Annotated in this window: 20 protein-coding genes; 10 read left to right on the top strand and 10 right to left on the bottom strand. The window is 42.4% G+C overall.

Annotation, left to right across the window (positions count from 1 at the left end; translation table 11 throughout):
• The first annotated feature begins 233 nt into the window (after positions 1-233).
• The 6 genes from aroC (at position 234) to FIS9605_RS0127465 (ending at position 5,211) form a co-directional block, all read left to right on the top strand.
• Positions 234-1,322, top strand: a complete 1,089-nt coding sequence (gene aroC / locus FIS9605_RS0127490) for a chorismate synthase (protein ID WP_026735449.1) — start codon at positions 234-236, stop codon at positions 1,320-1,322.
• A 205-nt stretch (positions 1,323-1,527) separates the two neighbouring features.
• Positions 1,528-1,782: a SemiSWEET family sugar transporter gene (locus tag FIS9605_RS0127485; RefSeq protein WP_026735448.1), complete on the top strand. Its 255-nt coding sequence runs from the start codon at positions 1,528-1,530 to the stop codon at positions 1,780-1,782.
• Positions 1,783-1,847: 65 nt separating this feature from the next.
• Positions 1,848-3,491, top strand: coding sequence for a B12-binding domain-containing radical SAM protein (locus tag FIS9605_RS0127480; protein ID WP_026735447.1), 1,644 nt, complete (start codon positions 1,848-1,850; stop codon positions 3,489-3,491).
• Positions 3,492-3,526: 35 nt separating this feature from the next.
• Positions 3,527-3,715 (top strand): CPXCG motif-containing cysteine-rich protein, encoded by a 189-nt coding sequence (locus tag FIS9605_RS0127475; protein ID WP_026735446.1) that lies wholly within the window; start codon positions 3,527-3,529, stop codon positions 3,713-3,715.
• A gap of 17 nt (positions 3,716-3,732) precedes the next feature.
• Positions 3,733-4,179, top strand: a complete 447-nt coding sequence (locus FIS9605_RS0127470) for an SRPBCC family protein (protein WP_026735445.1) — start codon at positions 3,733-3,735, stop codon at positions 4,177-4,179.
• Positions 4,180-4,446: 267 nt separating this feature from the next.
• Positions 4,447-5,211, top strand: a complete 765-nt coding sequence (locus tag FIS9605_RS0127465; protein WP_026735444.1) for a hypothetical protein — start codon at positions 4,447-4,449, stop codon at positions 5,209-5,211.
• Between the two features lie 242 nt (positions 5,212-5,453).
• Here the strand turns inward: FIS9605_RS0127465 and FIS9605_RS0127460 are convergent, their stop codons facing one another.
• Entirely contained in the window at positions 5,454-6,272 is an 819-nt protein-coding gene (locus FIS9605_RS0127460) for an SDR family NAD(P)-dependent oxidoreductase (RefSeq protein WP_026735443.1), read from the bottom strand.
• A gap of 345 nt (positions 6,273-6,617) precedes the next feature.
• Here FIS9605_RS0127460 and FIS9605_RS0127455 point away from each other — a divergent pair, with 345 nt between their 5' ends.
• Positions 6,618-6,809: a chlorophyll a/b-binding protein gene (locus tag FIS9605_RS0127455; protein ID WP_026735442.1), complete on the top strand. Its 192-nt coding sequence runs from the start codon at positions 6,618-6,620 to the stop codon at positions 6,807-6,809.
• Positions 6,810-6,931: 122 nt separating this feature from the next.
• Positions 6,932-7,717, top strand: a complete 786-nt coding sequence (gene crtW, locus FIS9605_RS0127450; RefSeq protein WP_026735441.1) for a beta-carotene ketolase CrtW — start codon at positions 6,932-6,934, stop codon at positions 7,715-7,717.
• Here the strand turns inward: crtW and FIS9605_RS0127445 are convergent.
• The 6 genes from FIS9605_RS0127445 to FIS9605_RS43150 form a co-directional block, all read right to left on the bottom strand.
• Positions 7,694-8,380 (bottom strand): hypothetical protein, encoded by a 687-nt coding sequence (locus FIS9605_RS0127445; RefSeq protein WP_026735440.1) that lies wholly within the window; start codon positions 8,378-8,380, stop codon positions 7,694-7,696. The genes crtW and FIS9605_RS0127445 overlap by 24 nt on opposite strands.
• A 21-nt stretch (positions 8,381-8,401) precedes the next feature.
• Positions 8,402-9,055, bottom strand: coding sequence for a hypothetical protein (locus FIS9605_RS0127440; protein ID WP_026735439.1), 654 nt, complete (start codon positions 9,053-9,055; stop codon positions 8,402-8,404).
• Complete coding sequence (gene hrcA / locus FIS9605_RS0127435) at positions 9,052-10,143, bottom strand: heat-inducible transcriptional repressor HrcA (RefSeq protein ID WP_026735438.1); 1,092 nt, start codon at positions 10,141-10,143, stop codon at positions 9,052-9,054. The genes FIS9605_RS0127440 and hrcA overlap by 4 nt, the downstream gene beginning before the upstream one ends.
• Before the next feature lie 427 nt (positions 10,144-10,570).
• Positions 10,571-10,930, bottom strand: a complete 360-nt coding sequence (locus FIS9605_RS0127425) for a rhodanese-like domain-containing protein (RefSeq protein WP_026735436.1) — start codon at positions 10,928-10,930, stop codon at positions 10,571-10,573.
• Positions 10,931-11,059: 129 nt separating this feature from the next.
• On the bottom strand, positions 11,060-11,266 hold the full coding sequence (locus FIS9605_RS0127420; protein WP_026735435.1) for a hypothetical protein: 207 nt from the start codon (positions 11,264-11,266) through the stop codon (positions 11,060-11,062).
• 171 nt (positions 11,267-11,437) lie between these two features.
• Positions 11,438-11,581: a hypothetical protein gene (locus FIS9605_RS43150; RefSeq protein ID WP_155960548.1), complete on the bottom strand. Its 144-nt coding sequence runs from the start codon at positions 11,579-11,581 to the stop codon at positions 11,438-11,440.
• A 174-nt stretch (positions 11,582-11,755) separates the two neighbouring features.
• On the opposite strand from FIS9605_RS43150, the gene FIS9605_RS0127410 reads away from it, so the two are divergent.
• Together FIS9605_RS0127410 and FIS9605_RS0127405 are read left to right on the top strand one after the other, a co-directional pair.
• The gene (locus tag FIS9605_RS0127410; protein ID WP_026735434.1) at positions 11,756-11,974 is read left to right on the top strand and encodes a helix-turn-helix domain-containing protein; all 219 of its coding nucleotides are present in this window, start codon (positions 11,756-11,758) and stop codon (positions 11,972-11,974) included.
• Between the two features lie 166 nt (positions 11,975-12,140).
• A complete protein-coding gene (locus FIS9605_RS0127405; RefSeq protein WP_026735433.1) occupies positions 12,141-13,787 on the top strand; it encodes a DUF3352 domain-containing protein in 1,647 nt (548 codons plus the stop codon).
• Here FIS9605_RS0127405 and FIS9605_RS38390 read toward each other — a convergent pair.
• From FIS9605_RS38390 to FIS9605_RS45530, 3 genes are all read right to left on the bottom strand, one after another.
• On the bottom strand, positions 13,769-15,067 hold the full coding sequence (locus FIS9605_RS38390) for a family 1 glycosylhydrolase (RefSeq protein WP_231510486.1): 1,299 nt from the start codon (positions 15,065-15,067) through the stop codon (positions 13,769-13,771). The two genes, FIS9605_RS0127405 and FIS9605_RS38390, sit on opposite strands and share 19 nt — an antisense overlap.
• Positions 15,068-15,299: 232 nt before the next feature.
• Positions 15,300-15,767 (bottom strand): DUF1269 domain-containing protein, encoded by a 468-nt coding sequence (locus tag FIS9605_RS38385; protein WP_231510485.1) that lies wholly within the window; start codon positions 15,765-15,767, stop codon positions 15,300-15,302.
• Positions 15,764-15,955 (bottom strand): hypothetical protein, encoded by a 192-nt coding sequence (locus FIS9605_RS45530; RefSeq protein ID WP_231510484.1) that lies wholly within the window; start codon positions 15,953-15,955, stop codon positions 15,764-15,766. Before FIS9605_RS45530 ends, FIS9605_RS38385 begins: the two co-directional genes overlap by 4 nt.
• Positions 15,956-16,051 lie beyond the last annotated feature (96 nt).

Below are 16,051 nucleotides of genomic sequence, written 5' to 3'. Positions count from 1 at the left end.
ACTTATCTTCAAATTTACTTTTATTTTGGGCATCCTTATTTTCAAAACGGAAATTACATAGCAATCCTACTCTCTTCTCTTCTTACCTCTGTGTCTTCTGCGTCCTCTGCGGTTCGTTAAAAATATATTTTTCACAACTCAAATAGACAAGGTGTATCGTAAAACTTTTATCTTAGTGTTTATAACAAAACTTCATGTAAGATAAATAGTCGAGACAATACCTCCTCAACATCATGGGCAACACATTTGGACATCTATTTCGCGTCACCACTTTTGGCGAGTCCCACGGCGGCGGTGTGGGAGTTGTCATTGATGGTTGTCCTCCCCGACTAGAAATTTCAGCAGAGGAAATCCAAGTAGAACTAGATAGGAGACGTCCAGGACAAAGTAAAATTACCACGCCTCGCAAAGAAGAAGACAAATGTGAAATCCTCTCCGGTGTATTTGAAGGCAAAACCCTGGGCACGCCGATCGCAATTTTAGTACGCAACAAAGACACTCGCCCCCAAGATTATGATGAAATGGCGATGAAGTATCGCCCATCCCACGCAGATGCAACCTATGATGCCAAATATGGTATCCGCAACTGGCAGGGTGGCGGGAGATCATCGGCACGGGAGACAATCGGTAGAGTAGCAGCAGGGGCGATCGCCAAAAAAATCCTTCGTCAAATTGCGGATGTAGAAATCATCGCTTACGTCAAGCGCATCAAAAATTTAGAAGGCGTCATTGACCCCAACATCGTTACTCTAGAACAAGTTGAAAGCAATATTGTCCGCTGTCCCGATGCTGAATGCGCCGAACGGATGATTGAATTAATCGAAGAAATCCGGCGGGAAGGTAATTCTATCGGTGGCGTGGTGGAATGTGTAGCGCGAAATGTACCCAAAGGTTTAGGCGATCCAGTTTTCGATAAGTTAGAAGCGGATCTAGCCAAAGGAGTAATGTCTCTCCCTGCTAGCAAAGGATTTGAAATTGGTTCTGGTTTTGCAGGAACCCTACTGACTGGCTTTGAACATAACGACGAATTTTATATTGATGAAGGCGGCGAAATTCGTACCCGCACCAACCGTTCCGGCGGAATTCAAGGCGGAATTTCTAACGGCGAAAATATTATTATTCGTGCAGCATTTAAACCAACAGCAACGATTAGAAAAGAGCAGAAAACAGTAACAAATGAGGGTGAAGAAACAATCTTAGCAGGCAAAGGACGTCACGACCCTTGTGTTTTACCGCGTGCAGTTCCAATGGTTGAGGCGATGGTGGCGCTAGTGCTGTGCGACCATTTATTGCGGCATCATGGGCAGTGTCAGGTGTTGTAGAAAATACGGGGTTTGTAAAGATAATTTTTACTCTTAGAAAGTCGGCAGGAAGTAGCGAAATATCTACTTTGTGTCTTTGTGCCTTTGTGGTGAAAAAATAATTTTTGAAACACCAAGACACTAAGACACCAAGAAATTTTCATTTGCTAGATTTACACTTTGAAAGGGCTGGAGTTGAATCTAAATTTTTTAAGGGTTGCATCCAATGGACTGTGTGACAATTTTAGGATTAGTTGCTGCTAGCTTCACTACATTTGCCTTTTTGCCGCAGATGATTAAAACATGGCAGACAAAATCAGCTAAAGATGTTTCATACACGATGCTGATTATTTTTATAATTGGTATTTTTTTATGGTTATTATATGGAATTTTTCGTCATGATGTAGCTATTATTATTGCCAATTTTATTATTTTAATTTTGAATCTCATAATTTTATGGCTTAAAATTAAATATAGATAGCAACACAGGGGACTCAGTGATTTTCTATCCCCCAAACCCGATTCTCTATTCCCTAAAAAACATCTGTGACATCATCTGTATTCGCTGCTGAACGCCTTCTATTTACTCCCGCTACTCCTGATACCAACGCTATTTCCACTATCTTCGCCTTTCCCAATGAGTATAGTGTGGGTATAACTAGTCTTGGCTATCAGGTGGTGTGGGCGACTTTGGCTATGCGTGCGGATGTGCAGGTGAGTCGCTTATTCACCGATATTCACGAACAACTGCCAAGACAGCCAGAATTACTTGGTTTTTCGATGTCGTGGGAATTGGATTATGTGAATATTTTGAATTTGTTGGAATCTCTGGAAATTCCTATCCGGGCAATTGCTCGTAAAGATCATCATCCCATAGTTTTTGGTGGTGGGCCTGTTTTGACTGCTAACCCCGAACCCTTTGCAGATTTTTTTGATGTCATTTTGTTGGGGGATGGCGAAAACCTGCTGGATAATTTCATCAATGCTTATAAAGCAGTGAGAAATGCTGATAGGCAAACTCAACTAAAAGCACTCGCACAAGTACCAGGAATTTATGTTCCTTGTTTGTATGAGGTGGAATACCACGATGTCGATGGTGCGATTAAGTCAATCAATCCTATTTCACCAGAAATTCCTGCTGTAGTACAAAAGCAAACTTATCGAGGCAATACTTTATCAGCATCAACGGTGGTGACTGAAAAAGCAGCTTGGGAAAATATTTACATGGTGGAAGTGGTGAGAAGTTGCCCAGAAATGTGTCGTTTCTGTTTGGCAAGTTATCTCACTTTGCCTTTTAGAAGTGCGAGTTTGGAAGGTTCGTTAATTCCGGCAATTGAAAGAGGTTTAGAAGTCACAAATCGGCTAGGATTACTAGGCGCTTCAGTTACTCAGCATCCAGAGTTCGAGAGTTTATTAGATTATATTAGTCAGCCAAAATACGATGATGTTCGTCTTAGCATTGCTTCAGTGCGAACCAATACTGTAACGGTGCAGTTAGCACAAACTTTGGCGAAACGAGATACTAAATCCCTCACCATTGCTGTAGAAAGTGGTTCGGAGAGATTACGGCAAATTATTAACAAAAAGCTGCACAACGATGAAATTATCCAAGCTGCGGTAAATGCTAAGGCTGGAGGGTTAACGGGTTTAAAACTCTATGGGATGGTGGGAATTCCCGGTGAAGAACCAGAGGATTTAGATGCTACCGTGACAATGATGCGCGATATAAAAAAAGCTGCTCCTGGTTTGCGGTTAACACTGGGATGCAGTACTTTTGTACCCAAGTCACATACACCGTTTCAATGGTTGGGAGTGAATCGGCAAGCGGAAAAGCGGTTGCAATTATTACAAAAACAGCTAAAGCCTCAGGGGATAGACTTTCGCCCAGAAAGTTACAATTGGTCTATAATTCAGGCTCTATTATCGAGGGGCGATCGCCGATTGTCAAAACTTTTAGAACTTACTCGCAACTTTGGTGATTCTTTGGGTAGCTACAAGCGTGCTTTTAAAGAACTTAAGGGAACACTCCCCGATTTAGATTTCTACGTTTATGCTAACTGGTCAACAGAGCAAGTCTTGCCTTGGAGTCACTTGCACGGCCCCCTGCCACAGTCTACACTTGTAAAACATTTGGCAGATGCAACAAGTCAATTCAAATCATCCATAAAGGAACTACAGCCGCTAAAATAGTAGATTCTTAGAACTGAAATAGAGAATTAGTTTCGATGCAAAATACAGCAGAGTATTACTGCGCCTATTGTGGGGAACAAAATTTAACTTTTGTTGATTTGAGTGGGGGAGGACAGCAATCTTACGTAGAAGATTGTCAAGTTTGCTGTCGTCCCAATATTTTGTATATCCGTGTCGATGAAGACACTCTTGATATCGAGATTGATACTGAATACGAAGGCTGAATTTGAGGTTTTTCTCAATGCTGGACTTTAAATACTCCTCAGTGATTAATGCACCAGTAGAAGTAGTTTGGCGATTTCACGAAAGACCGGATGTTTTGCAACTGCTTAACCCCCCTTGGCAACCAGTACAAGTAGTCCGTCGGGAGGGAGGATTGGGTGTTGGTGCTATCACCGAGTTTCGCCTTTTTCTTGGGCCATTGCCTTTACGTTGGTTAGCGCGTCATACCGAATACGAAGAATATCACCTGTTTACTGACGAACAGATATCCGGGCCTTTTGATCATTGGGTACATCGACATCATTTTGAACCTGAAAATGGCAAAACTAGGTTGACTGATGAGATTTCCTTTTCTTTGCCTGGTGGACAACCAATTGAATTTCTGGGTGGTTGGTTAGTACAGGTGCAACTAGAAGCAATGTTTCGCTATCGCCACCATATAACTAGACGGGAATGCGAGTCTTAATAAGTCAAGAGTCAATGATTAATAGTTCCCACCAACAACCAACCACCAACAACCAACCACTAACCACTAACTACTAACAGTCATAACAATAATTTTATTTAACAATTACTTTTTTAAAAAAATATCAAAGTCCAGGACTTTTAGTTGTACTGGACATTTTTATCATAGGATAATAATTTTAGTTTTTCCTCCGTTAAAACACTGATAATTTAACGCCACAGACTAATAGTCCGCGGCGGTGATTTTACTGTTTAAAACTTTAAAAACATGAATTTTTTACAATCTATATTCCCTCACAAAGGAACTTTCAAGTTAGCCTTCGTGGGTATGGTTTGCCTATTGTTTTTCATACCTTTGGTAAAGGCTGAAGAATCGGCAAAAGAGGAAACTGCATCAATAAACAAATTAAGTAATAACCTAGTGCAACTCTCTCAACAAAAAGTTTGCCCTTCTACCGAACTGCTACCAACACGTAGTTTTGAGACAGATAAATATTATGTGTTTATTTGTAGGGGAAATCAAAAAAGCCCTCTTGGATATTACGTACGTTTTACTAAAAATGGAGGTACTAAAATTACAATTCCTGTAAGTAGCAAAATTGGTGAAACTTACCTTGCTACAAAAGGTGAAGCTACATACGTGATGACACCTTACGAATTAGTAGTAACCAAAGTAAATAGGCGCGATCGCGTTGTTTTTAGAGAAAAAGTGAATAATGTGATCGCGGCTGATGGTCAACCCTTAGCGAGGGCTTGTCCTGATGGTAATACTACCTTTGTGGAAGCAGAAACCAAAAACTTTATTGTGTATATTTGCGGTAGAGAAGTACCTGATAGTTATGTAGCTGTTGCTAGAAATGGGAATAACAGAATTGCTCTCCCACTGCAAAAATATAATTCCAGTGGGAATATGGAAGATAGTCAGTATGTTGCTGTGAATGGTGATATCCGTTACCTTCTCACCCGCAAATTATTAAAAGTTTCTCGTGATGGTCGAAATATAGTCAAAGAAAAAGTTTTGCATTGGAATTAACATTTTAATGTAATGGTTATGGGTTATGAGCAGTTGTGGTATGAGTTAGTAGCTTCGCTACAGCGTCCGAAGTTGTTGATTCCACAGTCTAAGGAGTAGAGTAAGCAGAGTAAGCTAGTGCAGCTTTGCGTAAAATCGTGGCTTTTTTAAACGCACCAGGTAGCAGAGTAACCGCAGAGGCTCGCAGAGTCTAATTAGTTACAAATTTGTGCAATGTTGTACTTAGCAATCCCAATCAGGTTTTATTTATCCTGATTTTTGAAGATTTGTCGAGAAGCCCACTGGAATAAACCAGGAAATAACCGATTAACCGCTTGTGAAAAGTTGGCGGAACCAACGAATACTTCAGATTTCTGATCCTTGACTGCATCCCAGATGGCATTTGCCACATCTGTTGGTTTCTCCACCACAGGATTTTTCAGAATGTCTTCTATTTGTTGGCAACGGCTTTGGGTATCTTGCTCATCCTTACCTCGAATAATTGCCCGTTCCATGAAATGACTTTTAATCAAATTTGGATAAATCCCACAAACGTGAATTCTTTTCGGTTTTAATTCTGCGTGCAACGCTTCTGTTAAACCTGTAACAGCAAACTTACTTGTACAGTAAGGAACTAAGTAAGCAGTAGGCACTTTACCACCAATGGAACTTACATTGACGATTGTTCCTTTTCCTCTTTGGAGAAAATGAGGCAGAAGGGCATTAATTGTGTGGATATATCCCCAGAGATTAGTATCTATAACTTTATGCCAATCTTCCAGCGAAAACTCTTCTACTGGTGCTGATGCATAAATACCTGCATTATTCACTAGCACATCGATATAACCATAATGGTCTAACGCTTTTTCGATTAGTGCATTCACCTGTGCAGGATCTGTAACATCACAAGCAAATGTCAGTGGTGCTTTCCCACCAAGGTTTTGCAATTCCTGCGCCGCAGCTTGCAAGCGATCGCTATGACGCGCTGCAAGTACAAGGTCATATCCTTTACGGGCGAATAAAACAGCTGTTGCTTTGCCAATACCTTCAGATCCACCTGTAATCAGTACTGTAGGAGCCATATTTTTAGTTGAAAAGCTATTCACTATTTTTTAGTTTGGTCAACAATTTTTAGGAAACCTTCTGACTTGCGTAAGATTTTTTTGCGAAATTGGAACTATTTGTATATGCTGACATTTTTGCTTACTATAGAGTAGAGTTTTTCGGTATACCTCAGTATCTAACTGTCGATAAAATTCCTCTACTCAATTACTTAATAAAGACAATAATTTGTATAAATCTATTTTCTAAAAGCCCAGAAAATTTCATTCTTTAGACTTGTTTGTATTTTGAGACTACAGATAGATAGTGCTAGCTGACTAGGTAATTACTATGAAAAAGAAGTTAATTTTTAAGGAAACTTAACAATGGAACCTTATCCTACTGATGCAACTGAAAAAGCATACAATAACAGCGATCGCAATGCGTTTAAGTTTGGATTTACTCCCCAGTCTGAACTGTGGAATGGGCGCTTTGCGATGATAGGTTTTCTCGCATACCTACTTTGGGATCTAAAAGGCTACAGCGTACTGCGCGACGTACTTCAACTTATTCCCTAAACTTATTGTTAATTATTCGCTGTCTTGGCTATCAATTTGTTTGCATCCAGCCAAGACGGCTTTTACTGTCAACTCGGACAATTCTTGTCAAAATAACCCCATACCAATTACTACTTAGAAAAATGATGCAATCAGAAAACTGGCCTAGTCAGCAAATAAAAATTACTAGTGAATTTCCTATTGGTACCGCAGGAATTTTAATAGCTATTGTTATTCTATTGCTATGGACAATTAACTTGCTTGTATTACTTTCTATTGATTTCTCAAAACTGAGTTTTTCAGGATTATTATTGACAATTTTTTCACAAACATTTCTATGTACAGGATTATTCATTACTGCTCATGATGCTATGCATGGAGTAGTATTTCCTAAAAATATTAAATTTAATCACTGTATAGGAGCAATTTGCCTATTTTTTTATGGTTTTTTATCTTATAAAACATTATTAAAAAAACATTGGATGCATCATCATCATCCTGCTAGTGAACTAGACCCCGATTTCCACGATGGTAAACATAAAAATTTATTTGCCTGGTATTTTCATTTCATGAAAAATTACTGGAGTTGGGGACAAATCATAACTTGGATAATTGCTTATAACGGTGTCCATTACATATTCCATATACCCATATCTAATCTCACTTTTTTTTGGGCTTTACCTTCAATATTAAGTTCATTACAACTATTTTATTTTGGTACATTTCTGACCCATAGAGAACCTCCAAGAGGTTATGTTCAACCTCACTATGCTGAAACTACCTCACTGCCAATTTGGCTATCATTTATCACTTGCTATCATTTTGGCTACCATAAAGAACACCACGAATACCCTCATCTGGCTTGGTGGCAGCTACCAGAAATTTACAAACTCAGGCGGTCATTATTAATAAATACTGCGGACTGTTGACTCCCGATTGTTAACTACCCTGGTGTTTTCCGGTAGCGAGGGACGCAAGCAGAGATAAGCAAGTGGGCCAAATAATGGCACAAGTGCTACAGCCCAAAATATGAGGGGATTATTGAATCCTCGCCGCGCCATATCATCACCTAAGACCGTTGGAAATAACAGACAAAACAGGCAAAATGCCAAACTCATGCCATTAAGAAAGCGATCGCCCCAAAAATACTGCCAATAATTTGGCCAATCGCCCCAAATCAAAGCATAGGCGAACAAACCAATAGTCATTAAACTCACGGCTACACCGAAAAACCGAGAATCTACAAATTGCAAAAAAGCATCTTTTTGCCCAGAAAATTCTTGATTCGGTTCCCGAAACGCCAAATATGGCAATAAACCCAACACACCCGAAGTCACCGCCGCTAACGCAAAAGGCCAGAAAGGAATCCATTGCATCCTGCCATCAATGAAGAGAACAGCGCTGTAAATAAATAGGCAACTGCCAATTAGGGAAAATAAGGATAAAACAACAGGATTTACCTCTGCCCAATTGAGAGTAAAGATGTTTTTCAGCAGTATTATTGTGTCTTCTAAATGTAGCGGTGGAGCCAACCACAAGATATAAGCTATAAATCCAGCCCACAATGACCAAAGTGCTATTTTTCTAGTCATAATCAGAGTTTGTAGCTAATTCTAACTGGGTATTAGCTCCGATTTCGCTTCTGGTAAAGGCGGACGTATGCACAAATAAATTAAGGGGCCGAACAGCGGAATAAATGTTATCAACCACAACCAAGGATTATTCAAATCGCGACGCGCCATATCATCTCCAACCAGGGCAGGAAATAATAGGCAAAGTAAGATGAAATCCCAGCTCATCACATGGATAAAGCGGCTAGTTTGCCACTGTTGCACAAAATCACCCCAATCTCCTTGCCCTAAACCATAGCCAACTAAAATAGTCGTACCTATGGTTAAAACAATACCAGTCCAGCGAGAATCAAGTAGCTTGATAAGAGTATTCTTTTCGCCAGAAAATTGTGTATTTGGTTCGCGTAAGGCTAAGTAGGGCAAAACGGCAAACGCCCCTACTGCAAAAGACACAGCCGCAAACAACCAAGCCGGAATTTTTTGTCCTCTACCATCAATAAGCATAACTGCACTGTAAATTACAGGCCAGATGCCCATGATATTGAACAATGCAATGACTAGGGGATTTATACCTTGCCATTGACCAGTAGAAAGATTTTTAATCAACTCGAATGTATCAGGTTGATTGGGAGGCGCAAACAAAAAGGCATAGGCAATAATTCCCAGCCATAGCAACCCAAAGCCAATTTTTATCATGAGGGATTTAAATAGCTCAAAGCTTCCGATAAATAATCAGCAGCAGCCGCAACAACTGCGATCGCTCCTTCATAATCGAGGCGTGTTGGGCCCAAAACCCCTACACTCCCTACTTGTACTGAACCACGACGATAGGTAGAAGAAATTAAGCTACAGTTACGTATTGGTTCGAGAGGATTTTCGGAACCAATCCTTACTGTTACCCGTGGTTTACCCACTTCTTCTGCCTCTGGCTCCTCAAATATTAATCGCCACAATTGTTCTTGTTCTTCCTCCAACAGCTGGATGATTGTTTGCACTTGTTGTAGTTGCGAAAATTCCGGCTGACGCAAAACTTCTGCCATACCGCGAATCATGATTTGAGTAGCGCCTGGTGTGAAACTACGGCGGCTGAATTCGGTGAGGGAATTTTTCAAATATTCACCATAGTGCTGAAACTCTCGATCCAGATCGCTCCAGTCAAGGCTAGCTAACTCTAACAGACTGCGCCCCCGCAAGTGACTATTTAAAAAGTTAGAAACAATCTGCAACTCGCGATCTATTACTTCTGGATCTAGTTGTGTTTCTTTGCGTGTTGGTGGCAAATCCATTAACGCTGAATGTGTTTCATAGCTATCTGTCACCACAATCAGCATTACTTTTCCCGAGTCTATTTGCACTAATTGCAGATGTCGTAACAGCGCACTAACATTTTGTGGCATGGTTATTAAGCTGATGCAGCCACTCAAGGTTGCCAAAATTTGCGCTGCTCCTTGCAGTAAGGCTTCTAAGCTTCTATCTTCCCAGTTCAGGCGGTGTTGCAGTGCTTCTTCTACTTGTCGCGCCAAACTCTCAGAGGGCGTAATCAACTGATCGACATAAATGCGATAGCCAGAATCTGAAGGTACTCGTCCAGCAGAAGTATGCGGTTGGTAAAGTAGCCCAGCTTTTTCTAACATTCCCATCACGTTGCGAATCGTTGCTGAGCTAACACCCAAATTGAATTCTTCAACTAGGGCTTTAGAACCAACAGGCTCTGCTGTGGCAATGTAATGACGTACTGTTGCCCAAAGTATATGTTGTTGTCGATTTGTTAGCTGAACTTGCATAGCTAATATTTACCGAAGCGAAATTTTAATCAATTTTTGAAAAAAGAAAATTTTTATTGAGATAAAAACAAAAAGCGTTAATAATAGTTAAGCAAAATAGCAAATTCTTGACGTATCCAGAAATACGTAACAACAATATTGACTGTTTTACTTCTAGCCAAAGTATATTTAATATAGCTTTACAATTTCAAGCAAAGCGGATAATCAATGAAACCCTTCACAGTCTTACTTGTGTATATTTTCATAAAGATCGTGATGAAGCTGTACTGATAAATACTAATTTGCTGGGTTGCGGAAATCACGAGGTAAACAAGATAGACAAAACGTTCGCACCAGACAGAAATAGTTTAGCTTTTCTGTCTAAAGCCCTGAATTTATTTAGTCTTGAGTTTAGAGTAGCAAAAGCAATTTGATTCGTCAGTCCGAGCTAATACACAGGAATTGAAGGGTCAACTAAGGTTGAGTAGGCATCAATACCACCAGCAATATTTTTAACATTGGTGAATCCTTGAGCCATAAGCCACTGGCACATTTGGGCAGAACGAATGCCATGATGACAGATTACAAGGGTTTCAGCGTGGGGGTTTAAGCAGGTGTGGATTTCATTTGCCCAGCCAGCAAATTCACTCAGAGGAAAGTTGACAAAGCCCTCAATGTTAGCGATCGCCACTTCTTGTGGTTCGCGCACGTCCAACAGTTGAAGATCAGGCTCGGCTTTTGACAAACGCTGGGCTAGTTCTTCTACACTAATCTGAGCAAGGGGTTGACCAAAAGATTGACCTGTCATGAGGTTTCTGCAAACAATCCTGGATAATATCTATCTTGACAGAAAATCTTCACGTTGACCTGAGCATATACATCAGTGCCATTTAGTTCGCAGAATTTTTCCGTAAACTCCTCCTCCCAAAACGCTGGCTCAACTTTTTGTGTAATGTTTCCAAGTTTGGGCGATGGCTTGAGCATCTTTCCCAAAAAAAGTTTCCCTGTCACCGTTGCTCCAAGTGATACGACAGGCGAACTGCCAAGACATATGAATATGAATCTTGCGAAACTGAATTTGACGAGCGTAAGCCAAATTCACCCAGCCTCTTGTGGGTGTTTGGCAAAGAATAGATTGTGACATGACTACGACCTCGACAACAAGAAAGCCAGCCGCACTGATGGCGACTGTCATGGATGGCCGTCACTGCTTCGTTACAGGATCGCCATGACAGACGTTCTGCGCTATTACAAGGTTGGGATACCTAGAAGCCATCAAAGCTGCGGTAAAAGGTTCCGAGTAACTTCACCCACGCTAGACACGATAAAGTGCGCCGAATATGTCGAGGATACTGTCAATTCCAATTCTTTCTGGAGCGATTACTTCAGCTTGTTGGTCGATGTATTGCTCTAGTTCAGCTTGGGCGATCGCTTGGGCGTCAAGTATTGTTTGTGTCATGATTTAAATGTCCTTTGACAAATGGTCTTTGGGCTAGCGGCTTTTGGTTCAACGTTTTCCAGGCGGGAACCTAAGCCGCTTTAATATTTAAAGCCTACCAAAAGATATTCGGTAGCTTCAAATTTTATTTGTCCAAACATCATTTGGTAATATGAGCAAGAACAGAGTTTTTTAATGACCGTGAAATTCCGACTTGCAGAAGTCAGAAAAGAGCGTGGAATGTCTCAAAACCAGCTAGCGAAAGCTTCGGGCATGACTTTGCAAAATGTTCAACACTTGGAGCGTAAAGCTAAGTCTGTGCCGTTTGAAACATTAAACACTTTATGTAATTGCCTGAAATGTACTCCTGCGGATCTAATTGAATACACTCCTGATTCAGAAGTTCAACAATGATATCGGAGCAGCACAAGGAGAAAAATACTTAGTTTGTTATGGAGATATATACTTAATTTTCCAAAATAAACAAAGTTTTCGCATATAGACCGCCTTCTATGTTTGAGAAGGCGGTTTAATATTTGATGGTGTGAGCACCACCCAAAGCTGTTTATGTAAAAAAATTATGAAGCAAGGTTTATTCTTCCGTTCCCTAGCAGCGGTTTTTGCCATGCTGCTGTTGATTGGTATTTCTGGTTGTAACAGCTTGTCTAGTCAAAATCGTCTCGTGGGATTAGGCGCAACTGCTGGACAGCCTGGTGCGGCAATTTTTGTGTCTCAACAAGCACCTGTGATGGCGTCACTGCTGGTGAATCCGGATAAGTTGCAGGCTTTAGAGCGTGATGGAGAACTGTCTAAGCTGAAAACCAGCTTATTAGCTAGCACTGATGTAGATTACAAACAAGATATTCAACCTTGGCTAGGAAACGAAATTACCTTGGCTGTGACAACCCTGGACATCGATCGCGATCCTACAAACGGACGCCAACCGGGGTATCTGATCGCATTAGCCACCAAAAAACCGGAGAAAAGCCGTGAGTTTGTGGATTTGTTGTTTTCCAAACGAGCGATCGCAGGGGCAAACTTAACTACTGAACAGTATAAAGGCGTAAAGCTGATTTATGATGATGCTCAGCCAGAGAAGCTGCTTGCTGGTGCAGCTGTGGGCGATGAGTTTGTCTTGTTTGCCAACGATCCAAAAGTGCTGCGAGAAGCAATTAATAACGTCCAGGCTCCCGATCTAAATTTGAACGCCTCTAGCAAATATCAGCAAGCCATTAAACAACTACCCAAAGGTGCACTGGCTACAGCGTTTCTGAATCTACCCCGCGTGGCAGAATGGCAAGGTTTAAAACTACCAGAAGATACAACCTATGACAGTGAAATTATTTCCTTAGTACTAGCCAACAAGGGATTGCTGGCGGAAACCACTTTAGTAGCAAAAGCAGAGACTTTACCGCCATTAGAGCAACTATCTAAACCAGTTGACGCATTGCAATATATTCCAGCATCAGCAGGTTTGGCAATTGCTGGCACGAATTTGAGTAATTTAGGCAATAGCAATTTAGCTCAGTTCTGGCAACAAGTAACAGCAGCCCTATCCGGTTCCAATCAAAATGTAGTCTCTCAATTGCTGCAACCTGTGCAAGGCTTGGACATTAATTTAAAAGAAGATATTTTTAGCTGGGTGCAAGGAGAATATGCCATCGGATTGTTACCTCGCCCAGAACAAGCAAATCCTGATTTTATTTTTGTTGTAGAAAAAACTGAAGCAACACCAGCAGGAATTTCTCGTTTAGATGCAATCGCATCCTCAAAGGGACTGACACTAAATACTTTTGACCTAGACAAGCAAAATATCTCAGCTTGGACACAAATAAAAGCTGCTAAAGTAGCCAATGCTCAAAAGCCAGGAAAATACAAAATTGAAGCAAAGGTGTACGGAGTACATACTACTCAAGGAAATTACGAGATTTTTGCTTCCAATCTAGAGACAATGAATGAAGTCCTCAATGCCAAGGATAATTCTTTAAGTAGCGATCGCAAATTCCGAAACAATATAGCCGCTATTCCCCAACCCAACCAAGGCTACGTCTTTCTCGATTGGGCAACAAGTCGAGAAATATTGGAGAATCAACTACCAATTCTCAAACTAGCGGAAATACTAGCAAAACCCTTTTTCCAAAACCTGCGATCGCTAACAATCAGCAGCTACGATGGCGATACAGGATTATTTAAGGGCGGCATATTCTTTCAATTAGATAGTTTGTGAAAATCAGTAGACTGAAAAGTTTTGCGATCGCTATCATATACCTTGGTGTCTTTAGCTACTTCGTCACTGGTGGCGCACCCGTTCTCGGTGATGTAGATATCCTTCACGTTCCAGAGTTTCTGCAACAGACGTGGCCCCCAATATAGCGTCTCCGGGCCGAGCCGATGCCAAGACGATACCATCCGTGGGTGGGATTTGTTGAACGGAACGGATTGATAGCCAACAGCCGCGTCGTTAGCGTGTATGTAATAGTCCGGTGTATAGATATTGATGCCGACGAAATCCACCGGGGAAGCGATGGCTTTCAAGTCGTCGGAAGTGAATTTGGGCGCGTCTGCTCCTGCTGCCTTGAGATACGCATCGGTGTAGCGACCTTCTAGCATCGCAGTCAAATAACCTGCATTCAGCTCGCGCATAGCAATCTCGGTTGCCTTGATATGCTCTGGTGTTTCAATGATAGGTACGACAGCGACGACGATGTTTTCCGCCGGGCCTACTTTGGTTCCCCGACGCGCCTTGGCGCGAATCGCCTGAACAGCGAGACCGTGCGCGAGAATTGCATGATGCCTGACCTGATTCAATCGGGCAGGTGGCAATTTAAGTACCGGCGCGAGGATGCCGGATTCGTGTCCCCGATCTACGAACGTGCGGATTTCGTTGAGCGTGAAAAAGCGTTTGACGCGATCGCTCAGTTTTTCGGTGACGTAACCCGCGTAATCGGCGAACGCCAGAGCCGTTTCACGAGATTCCCATCCACCATATCGGTCTTGCAGAGTCTGGGGCAAATCCCAGTGATAGAGCGACGGGAATGGCTCGATACCATTGGTGAGTAGTTCATCCACAAGGCGGTTGTAGAAATCGAGGCCCTTCGGATTCACCGCGCCCCTGCCTTCCGGAAATATCCGGGGCCACGCGATGGAAAAGCGGTACGCCTTCGTCCCCATCGCTTTCATCAACTGTACATCTTCTTTGTACCGATGATAGTGGTCTACGGCAACATCCGCGTTAGTTCCATCGAATATCTTGCCAGGTGTATGCGCGAACGGATCCCAAATAGATACGCCGCGACCATCTTCCTTAACAGCGCCTTCAATCTGGTACGCCGATGTAGCAACTCCCCAGACAAATCCCTTCGGAAAACTGCGTGCGTCGTTGCGTCGGACATCCACATTGGCGCCAACTTCGGGGTTTGCAGTTTCTAATATCTTGTCCGCGACTTTCGCAGGAATTGCGGCGCTTAAGCCGCCCAAGGTACTCATCATCAGTTGCCGTCTGTTCATAAAACATCTCCTGTGCATAACCTGCCTAAAGTCTGGAGTCAGATTTAGGCGCTTTCCCCCTGTGGGTGAGCTTCGACGGCCGGGCATTTTATTACAAGACAAGTAAGTGCCTTACCGCCAGGAATGCCGAATTGCTATATCATTTCTTGACAAGCTAGGCGTCCTTGGCGGTAATCATCTGAAGAAATCAAGCTGCTAGAGCTAATTCTTGACAGCTTCTAGCGGCGTGCTTTCACTTGGCTGTCTCCAGCGGCTCGTCCGTGATTTGCGCGTCTTCTACAAAGACACCGTCGTCACTGGCAACGATACCGCTCACTTGAGTTCCTGAGGGTGTTTGAGCTACGCGACCAACTCCCGAAGCCATTGTGCCGCCACCGGCGGTATACAGCACGTTGCCACCTGCATTTAACTGCTCGGCAATGTCAGCCTTGAGCGAATCGCGGACAACTTGCGCAGCTTGGTCTGCCAGTGCAGTTTCCAAAGCTTCCAACTGCGCCTGTTGGTTGTGCTCAATGGTTGCCACAATTGCTGAAGTGCCTGAGGGTAATGCTGAACCAATTTCTTTCATTTCAGCCTTTAGCGGAGCGTTCTTCAACTTGCCGACGAGCGCCCCGATGACACCGCCACCTGCTGCCATCGCCGCAACTGGTGGTGCAGCTAGCAAACCAACTAAGCCACCGAGTACGCCACCGGTAATCAAGCCTTTAGCTGTGCGATGTTTCGCGTCGGTAATCTTGAGCTTGCCGTTGCATCCTTGACGACGACGGCGGCATCTTGGATGCCGATTAACCCTGCTCTCTTGCCCTGCTTTAGGTCAGCCATAACTTTGCCTGCACCGTCGGGTGTATTGAACGCAGCTACAATGACTTGAACTGGATTGTTAGTCATGATTCATTTCTCCTTTTTTGCTTTTTTTGAAAGGTGCGAACTGTCGAAATCCACGCGAGTCAGGTAGATAGTTTGAACAGAATGATTGTTAGTACA

This window comes from Fischerella sp. PCC 9605, from assembly GCF_000517105.1.
GTDB lineage: Bacteria > Cyanobacteriota > Cyanobacteriia > Cyanobacteriales > Nostocaceae > PCC9605.
The sequence above is the reverse complement of the archived record's forward strand: the minus strand, read 5'-3'. Positions and strand labels throughout refer to the sequence as shown.

Coding starts and splice junctions, on each gene's coding strand:
- FIS9605_RS38390 (WP_231510486.1), bottom strand. CDS start 15,067: ATGAACAGACGGCAACTGATGATGAGTACCTTGGGCGGCTTAAGCGCC.
- aroC (WP_026735449.1), top strand. CDS start 234: ATGGGCAACACATTTGGACATCTATTTCGCGTCACCACTTTTGGCGAG.
- FIS9605_RS0127440 (WP_026735439.1), bottom strand. CDS start 9,055: ATGATAAAAATTGGCTTTGGGTTGCTATGGCTGGGAATTATTGCCTAT.
- FIS9605_RS0127425 (WP_026735436.1), bottom strand. CDS start 10,930: ATGACAGGTCAATCTTTTGGTCAACCCCTTGCTCAGATTAGTGTAGAA.
- FIS9605_RS0127460 (WP_026735443.1), bottom strand. CDS start 6,272: ATGGCTCCTACAGTACTGATTACAGGTGGATCTGAAGGTATTGGCAAA.
- FIS9605_RS0127470 (WP_026735445.1), top strand. CDS start 3,733: ATGCTGGACTTTAAATACTCCTCAGTGATTAATGCACCAGTAGAAGTA.
- FIS9605_RS0127465 (WP_026735444.1), top strand. CDS start 4,447: ATGAATTTTTTACAATCTATATTCCCTCACAAAGGAACTTTCAAGTTA.
- FIS9605_RS0127445 (WP_026735440.1), bottom strand. CDS start 8,380: ATGACTAGAAAAATAGCACTTTGGTCATTGTGGGCTGGATTTATAGCT.
- FIS9605_RS0127405 (WP_026735433.1), top strand. CDS start 12,141: ATGAAGCAAGGTTTATTCTTCCGTTCCCTAGCAGCGGTTTTTGCCATG.
- FIS9605_RS43150 (WP_155960548.1), bottom strand. CDS start 11,581: ATGACACAAACAATACTTGACGCCCAAGCGATCGCCCAAGCTGAACTA.
- FIS9605_RS0127455 (WP_026735442.1), top strand. CDS start 6,618: ATGGAACCTTATCCTACTGATGCAACTGAAAAAGCATACAATAACAGC.
- FIS9605_RS0127420 (WP_026735435.1), bottom strand. CDS start 11,266: ATGTCACAATCTATTCTTTGCCAAACACCCACAAGAGGCTGGGTGAAT.
- FIS9605_RS45530 (WP_231510484.1), bottom strand. CDS start 15,955: ATGACTAACAATCCAGTTCAAGTCATTGTAGCTGCGTTCAATACACCC.
- hrcA (WP_026735438.1), bottom strand. CDS start 10,143: ATGCAAGTTCAGCTAACAAATCGACAACAACATATACTTTGGGCAACA.
- crtW (WP_026735441.1), top strand. CDS start 6,932: ATGATGCAATCAGAAAACTGGCCTAGTCAGCAAATAAAAATTACTAGT.
- FIS9605_RS0127475 (WP_026735446.1), top strand. CDS start 3,527: ATGCAAAATACAGCAGAGTATTACTGCGCCTATTGTGGGGAACAAAAT.
- FIS9605_RS0127410 (WP_026735434.1), top strand. CDS start 11,756: ATGACCGTGAAATTCCGACTTGCAGAAGTCAGAAAAGAGCGTGGAATG.
- FIS9605_RS0127485 (WP_026735448.1), top strand. CDS start 1,528: ATGGACTGTGTGACAATTTTAGGATTAGTTGCTGCTAGCTTCACTACA.